Annotated in this window: 1 protein-coding gene; it reads right to left on the bottom strand. The window is 38.1% G+C overall.

The genetic code is table 11. The features are described 5' to 3' along the window. The coding region (locus tag EHC72_RS20815) for a hypothetical protein (RefSeq protein ID WP_211660341.1) at positions 1–506 on the bottom strand (506 nt) is incomplete at both ends.

The following is a 506-nucleotide window of genomic DNA, read 5'->3' as shown; positions in this document are numbered from 1 at the left end:
TTTAGGATCTACATAAGTAATCGTGCCACTTGCTCCAACGATTGGAATCATGCCTGTGACTGCTCCTGCATCAACTTTGATCTTATCTGAAGTAATCGTATTATCTGCAATCTGATTTGCAGTGATGGATTTCGGTGCAATGCTTAATTTCGCATTAGCTAAAACTGAACTGCTTAATCCACTTAATCCATTTACCAATACTATACCATCGGTACTAATGTCTTTCTTATCTATTAATGTGTTTGATGTTGTTTTAGGATCTACATAAGTAATCGTGCCACTTGCTCCAACCATAGGAATCATACCTGCGGCTGCTCCGGCATCAACCTTGATCTTATCTGAGGTAATCGTATTGTCGGCAATCTGTTTCGCGGTAATTGTATTGTCGGCAATCTGTTTCGCGGTAATCATTTTATCTCCAATGCTTAATTTTGCATTAGATAAAACTGAACTGCTTAACCCACTTACACCATTTACCAATACTATACCATCTGTACTAATGTCTT

Origin of the sequence: Pedobacter nototheniae (assembly GCF_004335085.1) — a bacterium.
Taxonomy (GTDB): domain Bacteria; phylum Bacteroidota; class Bacteroidia; order Sphingobacteriales; family Sphingobacteriaceae; genus Pedobacter; species Pedobacter nototheniae.
This window is presented reverse-complemented; position numbering and strand designations above follow the sequence as displayed.